Here is a 7,168-nt window from a genome sequence, read left to right as displayed (position 1 = left end):
TGGAATTGAAATTTGTGAAAATGCAGACGGTAACTTTGAACAAGCAGTCGAAAATGCCCAATGGCTCATTCGCAAGCTGATAGGAGATTTGGGGATTCCTTTATCAAATGTAGTGCCTCATAAAACATTGGAGCGGGAAAGAATGTCCAAGGAAACTTCTCGGACGATGGGATCAGTTTAAAGCTGGCATAGCCACAGCGCATACCGGCAGCAAAAGCACAAGAAAACCAGTTCAGGCAGAAAGCTTGAGCCACAAAGCACCTGTTTCCAAACAGAAATCGTCAAATCTGCCATCTGGCATTTTAAAAGTCACCAAGCCCTTAACAAAAGGCCCTCAAGTCACATCATTGCAAAAAGCCTTATCTTCCCTCTATTTTTACCCAGACAAAGGGGCAAAAAACAACGGGATTGATGGCTATTATGGACCGAAAACGGCGAATGCGGTCAAGCGGTTTCAGCTCATGAACGGCTTAGCGGCAGACGGAATTTACGGACCGAAGACGAATAACAAAATCGAACAATTGCTGAAGAAGTGACGATCTATAAAAAGTGCTATCAGCAAGTGAGGAAATGCTTCCTTGCTGATAGCTAACAAAAAATGACATCATGTGTGATATAATCAACCAAATCACTATCATGAGAGGAGAGAAAAATGAAAAAAGAACTGTTCCAAATCATCATGCTGTCAGCGTTACTCATCTATTTCATTTATCACGGAATGACGAGCGATTTTCCTGTGTCCTATACAATCATTCTCATCCTAACTTATCTTTCTGTGATTACATACCGCATCATAAATTTATTAAGAATACGAAAAAACAAAGAACAAGCATAAGAGATATGTACATAAAAAAACCATCCTTGATTTCTCAAGAATGGTTTTTCATATGGAGCATAGCGGGATCGAACCGCTGACCTCTACGCTGCCAGCGTAGCGCTCTCCCAGCTGAGCTAATGCCCCGAGGTATGACGACATAATTTATTATAATCAATCCTCCTGTGAAATTCAAGCTGTAAAACGTAAACACATCGCCTATTTTTCCTTCTGCTCAATTGGAATATAGTCAAAGATTTCGCCAGAATGAACAGAATGGGCTAATCGTCTCAGCCAGTCATAATAGGCTTTTGAGCTTTCAAGCTGCTCAATGAGCTGCTGCGCTTCCACTCTTACATGTTCCTCCAGCTGATCATTATGCGCCACCTCTTGAAGCTGCTCCTGCGCTTCTTCAATTGCCGTTAAATTGACCTCAACCTCTCGTTCCCATTTTTGCGGAAAAAAGTTTGTGAAAAACTTAAAAAAGTCTTTTTCAGCAACAAAGCTGTGTTTTCTTCGGCCTCTGTGAAACGTCTTTTTGACAATATTCATGTCTTGCAGCTTTTTCACACCCGTACTCATACTCGGCTTACTCATTTGCAGTTCTTCACGCATTTCATCGAGTGTCATTTCCTCGTTTAAATACATCGTCCCATATAGAATACCTGCACTTCGTGTAATGCCATAAAGATCCATCGTTTCAGCTATGGAATCAATGACTAGATCTTTAGCAGCTAAAATACGATCTTCTGCTTGCGGCTGTTCCTGCTTTTTCATTTTGTCCCTGCTTTCTATTAAGAGAATTCAATACGTTCAAAAAAATCTTTATGGACTATATGTTAACGAAAGAATACAAAAAGTCAAAATAAATGAAGCATATCCCCCCTTTGACAGAAAAATTTGAACATGATAAGTTAATTATGTTCAAAAAGTTAAATTTTTATTTAACAAACTTACCAAAGAGAATTAGAGGAGGTTCCTTCTATGAGTCAAACACTATTTATAGACGGACAATGGGTTGGCGCTAAAAGTACCGACACGCGGGATATCATCAATCCGTTCAATCAAGAAGTGATCGCGACAGTCAGCGAAGGATCTAGAAATGACGCTCAGCTAGCCATTAAAGCAGCGAGAAAAGCCTTCGATCAAGGGGATTGGGCAAATCTTCCTGAACTTGAAAGAGGAAATATTGTGTTTAAGATAGCTGAATTGATTAGACGTGATCTTGATGAACTAGCCAAATTGGAATCACTTGATACAGGCAAAACTTTAGAGGAAAGCAAGGCAGATATGGATGATATTGCGAACGTGTTCCAATATTACGCAGGACTGGCTGATAAAGATGGCGGGGAAATCATTGCATCGCCAATTCCAAACTCGAAAAGTGAATTAATCAGAGAGCCTGTCGGTGTATGCGGACAAATCACTCCTTGGAACTATCCATTGCTTCAAGCAAGCTGGAAAATCGCGCCGGCTCTTGCGGCGGGAAATACAATTGTTTTAAAGCCAAGTGAAATCACACCACTCACCACAATTAAAGTATTTAAACTCATGGAAGAAGCGGGCGTTCCGGCAGGCGTTGCAAACCTAGTGCTTGGACCTGGGGCAACGGTTGGAGATGAGCTTGCTGTGAATGATCAAGTAGATCTGATTTCATTTACAGGCGGTATTGATACAGGGAAGAAAATTATGCAGGGAGCCAGCGGTAATGTGAAAAAAATAGCCCTTGAGCTTGGCGGAAAGAATCCAAATATTGTGTTTCAAGATGCTGATTTAGACGTAGCGGTTGACCAGGCAATGAATGCTGTGTTTTTCCATGCAGGGCAAGTGTGTTCAGCAGGGTCACGTTTGCTGGTGGAAGAATCCATTCATGATGAATTTTTAGAAGAACTGGTGAAGCGTACGAAAAAAATCAAGCTAGGCAACGGCTTTGATGAAGACACCCAGAGCGGGCCGCTCATCTCAGCTGAGCATCGAGAAAAAGTAGAAAAATACGTCAGCATCGGTTTAGAAGAAGGCGCTAAGTTAGAGACAGGTGGAAAAAGACCTGACGCAGAGGAGCTGCAAAATGGGTTCTTCTACTTGCCGACCATTTTCTCAGGCTGCACGTCAGATATGCGGATTGTGCAAGAAGAAGTCTTTGGACCTGTCCTGACAGTCGAATCCTTCCATACAGAGGAAGAAGTCATCAAGCTGGCAAATGATACGATTTATGGATTAGCAGGAGCTGTGTGGTCTTCTGATATCAGCAAAGCCGAAAGAGTGGCTCGGCAATTAAGATTAGGCACGGTTTGGATCAATGATTTCCATCCTTATTTTGCTCAAGCACCTTGGGGTGGCTATAAGCAATCAGGCATTGGGCGTGAATTAGGACGCACGGGACTTGAGGAATATACCGAGCTGAAGCATTTATATCGAAATACAAAACCTGAAGCAGTTCATTGGTTTAAATAAAAATTACGCATTTGGAGGAGATTCTATATGACACTAAATATGAAAATTGAAAGCATGCAGAAATTCCATACATTTGAAATTCCGACTGTCATCAAACACGGCATTGGTGCAGTGAAACATGTCGGGGAAGAAGTAAAAGCATACGGCGTTTCAAAGGTATTGCTTGTAACAGACCCCGGCATTTATCAAGCGGGCGTGGTGGACCCCGTCATTGCTTCATTAAAAGAAGCGCAAATTGATGTTGTTCTATTTAATAAAGTAGAGCCAAATCCGCCAGTCCGTCTAGTGAACGAAGGATCTGCTTTATATGAAAAAGAAGGCTGTAATGGATTAGTCGCAGTAGGCGGCGGCAGCTCAATGGATACAGCCAAGGCAATTGGAGTAGAGGCGACTCATGAAGGCTCAGTTCTTGATTACGAAGCGGCAGAGGGGAAAAAACCGCTTGAAAACAGAATCCCGCCTTTAACCACTATTCCGACAACAGCTGGTACAGGTTCAGAAGTGACGCAATGGGCAGTCATTACTGATGAAGAAAGAGAATTCAAATTCAATACAGGTGGTCCTCTTATTGCAGCTCATCTTACAGTGATTGACCCAGAGCTTCATGTATCCATGCCGCCTCATGTGACAGCAATGACTGGAATTGACGCGCTTGCTCACGCGATTGAATGCTATACGATGAAATTTGCTCAGCCGATTACAGATGCGGTAGCACTCATGGCCATTGAATATGCAGCTCATTATATTCGCCGTGCCTTTGCTGATGGTGAGGACTTGGAAGCCAGATATGGAATGGCACAAGCTGCGATGCTTGCCGGGCTTTCTTATGGAAGTGAATCAGCTGGCGCTGCACATGCGATGAGCCAAACACTCGGAGGCATTATTCCTGTCGCGCACGGTCAGTGTGTTGCAGCGATGATGGGACCAGTGATGGAATATAACTGGAAAGGGTATCCGGAAAAATTCGCACGAATTGCGCAAGCGTTTGGGGTTGATACAAGCAGAATGACAACAGAGGAAGCAGCCAAAGCAGCCGTGAACTGGATGTATGATTTAGTAGAAGATTTAGAAATTCCTTCATTAGAAGAACAAGGTGTATCAAAAGATATGATTGACCGTTTATCTAAAGAAGCGATGAAAGATCCGCAAACAGTTGGAAACCCAAGAGATCTAAACGAAAAAGCGTACAAATGGATTTATGCGCGCTGCTTTGAGTTAACACCTAAAACAGTGTAACAATGAAAAAAGGCTCCCTAAAGGGAGTCCTTTTTATGTTTTATAGTTGTTCTTTAATTTCTTTGATTTGATGAATATGGCGTTTTTCATGTGCGCCGATAAAATCAAGATATTGCTTAAGGGATAGCTCTTTAAACACAGGGTGTGCAATGACGCGTTTGAAATCTTCCTCAGTAAATGTTGATAAAATTTGATTGAGCTGCTCACGAGCTGTATCGAGCTCATCCTTTAAATGTGTAGGTGTCACATGCTTGTGCTCAGGCGCAACAATACTAGGCGCAGTGGCTTTTTTCGAACGATCCTCTGCCATTTCCACCGGCTTTGGTTCATATTCTTTGATCGGTGCTTTTTTCCCCTCAGCAGCTAGATGTTTTGCTGCAACTAGGTCCATTTTCTTTAAATGATCTGCTACCTCTTGAATACTCCAAGTATCATCAGATAATTTTTGGTTCAATTGTTCTTCGCTCAAACCTTGCAGCTCGTGCCACAATTCTTGTCTTGCTTCATGTAATAAACTCATTTTCTTCATCACCTCAAGATCAAATTTTAACATAAGGGTACATGACAATCATTCTTGAGCTATCCGAAAATCCCTTTGAAGAATTGTGATGAAATATGAAACCTTTACAAAAGTGGTTCGTATTACCTGTTACAAGGAATACATTGGAGGTGAGTATGATCTAAATGAAACAACAGATGTTCATTTCATGAAGAAAGGGTGAGGAAGATGGATGTGTTTGGGCTGCCTCTTCAGACGCTGTATTTATACATATTGATGATATCAGGAATCCTGACACTTGTTTTCGTCTTTTTCGGCGATGTATTTGATGGATGGTTTGAAGCGATCCCTGTTCCATTCCTTCAACCAACATTGATCCTCGCATTTCTTACCTTTTTCTCGGCTGGAGGGTTTATCTCTGAAAAAACAGCAATTGTAGGAAGTGGACTTGGCGCAGTATTATCTGCCATCCTCGCAGTGATCCTTGTGACCTGTTTGAATGTATTTGTATTAGTCCCGCTTTCCTCTGCTGAAGAATCTCTCTCTTATACGGAGGCCGATTTAAAAGGAAGAACTGGGGAGATCATTGTATCTGTTCCAAAAGACGGGTTTGGAGAAGTGCTGTTAATCAGTAACAGCGGGAAAATCTCAAAGCCAGCTGTCAGCTTCGACAAAGAGGAGATTCCATATGGAACCCGTGTGCTAGTTGTCGAAGTGAACAAAGGCGTCTTATCTGTTATACCAAATGAAGAAATCTAGGAGGGAATGCTATGCCAGGAACAACTATTTTAGTGATCATTGGAATTGTGCTTGTCATTCTTATTGCACTTATTGGTGTATTTGTTTCTAAATACCGGACAGCAGGTCCAGATGAAGCATTAATCGTGACAGGAAGTTATCTAGGAAGTAAAAATGTCCACGTGGACGAAGGTGGAAACAAGATTAAGATTGTAAGAGGCGGCGGTACCTTTGTCCTTCCAGTCTTTCAACAAGCAGAGCCGCTCAGCTTACTATCTAGCAAGCTAGATGTTTCAACCCCTGAAGTCTATACCGAACAAGGTGTACCGGTCATGGCGGATGGAACGGCCATCATAAAAATTGGTGGATCGATTGAAGAAATTGCTACTGCTGCAGAGCAATTTTTAGGTAAAACAAAAGAAGATCGTGAAAACGAAGCGAGAGAAGTATTAGAAGGTCACCTTCGTTCCATCTTAGGGTCAATGACAGTTGAAGAGATTTATAAAAACAGAGAAAAATTTTCACAAGAAGTACAACGCGTTGCTTCTCAAGATCTAGCGAAAATGGGTCTAGTCATTGTCTCGTTTACGATCAAAGATGTTCGTGATAAAAATGGCTATTTAGAATCTCTAGGTAAACCAAGAATTGCCCAAGTAAAACGCGATGCAGATATTGCAACGGCTGAAGCAGATAAAGAAACACGGATCAAACGTGCCGAAGCAGATAAAGATGCGAAGAAATCAGAGCTTGAGCGTGCTACTGAAATCGCTGAAGCAGAAAAGATTAATGAATTGAAAAGAGCAGAATTCAGACGTGAACAGGATACAGCGAAAGCAAGTGCTGACCAAGCGTACGATTTAGAAACCGCTCGTAACCGTCAGCACGTAACTGAACAAGAAATGCAAGTCAAAATCATTGAGCGTCAGAAACAAATTGAATTAGAAGAAAAAGAGATTCAGCGTCGTGAACGTCAATATGATTCTGAAGTGAAAAAGAAAGCAGATGCGGACCGTTATGCTGTTGAGCAGTCGGCTGCGGCAGAAAAAGCAAAACGTCTTGCTGAAGCAGATGCGAAGAAATACAGCATTGAAGCAATGGCAAAAGCAGAAGCTGAGAAAGTTCGTATTGACGGGCTTGCCAAAGCGGAAGCGGATCGTGCGAAAGGGGAAACAGAAGCAGAAGTCATTAGACTAAAAGGACTTGCAGAAGCCGAAGCGAAAGAGAAAATTGCGGAAGCATTCGAACAGTATGGTCAGGCAGCGATTCTTGATATGATTGTCAAAATGCTTCCTGAATATGCGAAGCAAGTATCTGCACCACTTTCTAACATTGATAAAATTACTGTTGTGGATACAGGCGGTAACGGTGAAGGCAGCGGTGCCAATAAAGTTACAGGCTATGCCACAAATCTCATGTCTAGTCTTCAA

Annotated in this window: 7 protein-coding genes, 1 tRNA gene and 1 pseudogene; 6 read left to right on the top strand and 3 right to left on the bottom strand. The window is 42.1% G+C overall.

Translation table 11 applies throughout. The features are described 5' to 3' along the window. Both AOQ70_RS11380 and AOQ70_RS11375 read left to right on the top strand, forming a co-directional pair. Positions 1 to 536, top strand: a pseudogene (locus AOQ70_RS11380) (peptidoglycan recognition protein family protein); the annotation flags it as partial. Between the two features lie 116 nt (positions 537 to 652). Beyond that, positions 653 to 835: a hypothetical protein gene (locus AOQ70_RS11375; RefSeq protein ID WP_058838034.1), complete on the top strand. Its 183-nt coding sequence runs from the start codon at positions 653 to 655 to the stop codon at positions 833 to 835. A 53-nt stretch (positions 836 to 888) separates the two neighbouring features. Here AOQ70_RS11375 and AOQ70_RS11370 read toward each other — a convergent pair. Together AOQ70_RS11370 and cudC are read right to left on the bottom strand one after the other, a co-directional pair. Beyond that, a tRNA-Ala gene (locus AOQ70_RS11370) sits at positions 889 to 961 on the bottom strand. Between the two features lie 72 nt (positions 962 to 1,033). Further along, a complete protein-coding gene (cudC, locus tag AOQ70_RS11365) occupies positions 1,034 to 1,591 on the bottom strand; it encodes a choline uptake/conversion transcriptional regulator CudC (RefSeq protein WP_059376350.1) in 558 nt (185 codons plus the stop codon). Positions 1,592 to 1,798: 207 nt separating this feature from the next. Between cudC and betB the strand changes: the two genes are divergently transcribed. Together betB and AOQ70_RS11355 are read left to right on the top strand one after the other, a co-directional pair. Next, the gene (betB, locus tag AOQ70_RS11360) at positions 1,799 to 3,268 is read left to right on the top strand and encodes a betaine-aldehyde dehydrogenase (protein WP_059376343.1); all 1,470 of its coding nucleotides are present in this window, start codon (positions 1,799 to 1,801) and stop codon (positions 3,266 to 3,268) included. 27 nt (positions 3,269 to 3,295) lie between these two features. Further along, positions 3,296 to 4,504 (top strand): iron-containing alcohol dehydrogenase, encoded by a 1,209-nt coding sequence (locus tag AOQ70_RS11355; protein WP_039180944.1) that lies wholly within the window; start codon positions 3,296 to 3,298, stop codon positions 4,502 to 4,504. Positions 4,505 to 4,544: 40 nt separating this feature from the next. Here the strand turns inward: AOQ70_RS11355 and AOQ70_RS11350 are convergent, their stop codons facing one another. Continuing rightward, positions 4,545 to 5,024 carry a DinB family protein gene (locus AOQ70_RS11350; RefSeq protein WP_180272435.1) on the bottom strand — a complete coding sequence of 160 codons (480 nt, stop codon included), beginning with the start codon at positions 5,022 to 5,024 and terminating at the stop codon, positions 4,545 to 4,547. A 207-nt stretch (positions 5,025 to 5,231) separates the two neighbouring features. Here AOQ70_RS11350 and AOQ70_RS11345 point away from each other — a divergent pair, with 207 nt between their 5' ends. Further along, complete coding sequence (locus AOQ70_RS11345; protein ID WP_059376341.1) at positions 5,232 to 5,762, top strand: hypothetical protein; 531 nt, start codon at positions 5,232 to 5,234, stop codon at positions 5,760 to 5,762. An 11-nt stretch (positions 5,763 to 5,773) separates the two neighbouring features. Beyond that, positions 5,774 to 7,168: flotillin family protein (locus AOQ70_RS11340; RefSeq protein ID WP_059376339.1), on the top strand; the 1,395-nt coding region annotated here is incomplete at its 3' end.

It is taken from the genome of Bacillus sp. AM 13(2015) (assembly GCF_001518755.1).
Classification (GTDB): domain Bacteria; phylum Bacillota; class Bacilli; order Bacillales; family Bacillaceae; genus Bacillus; species Bacillus safensis.
This window is presented reverse-complemented; position numbering and strand designations above follow the sequence as displayed.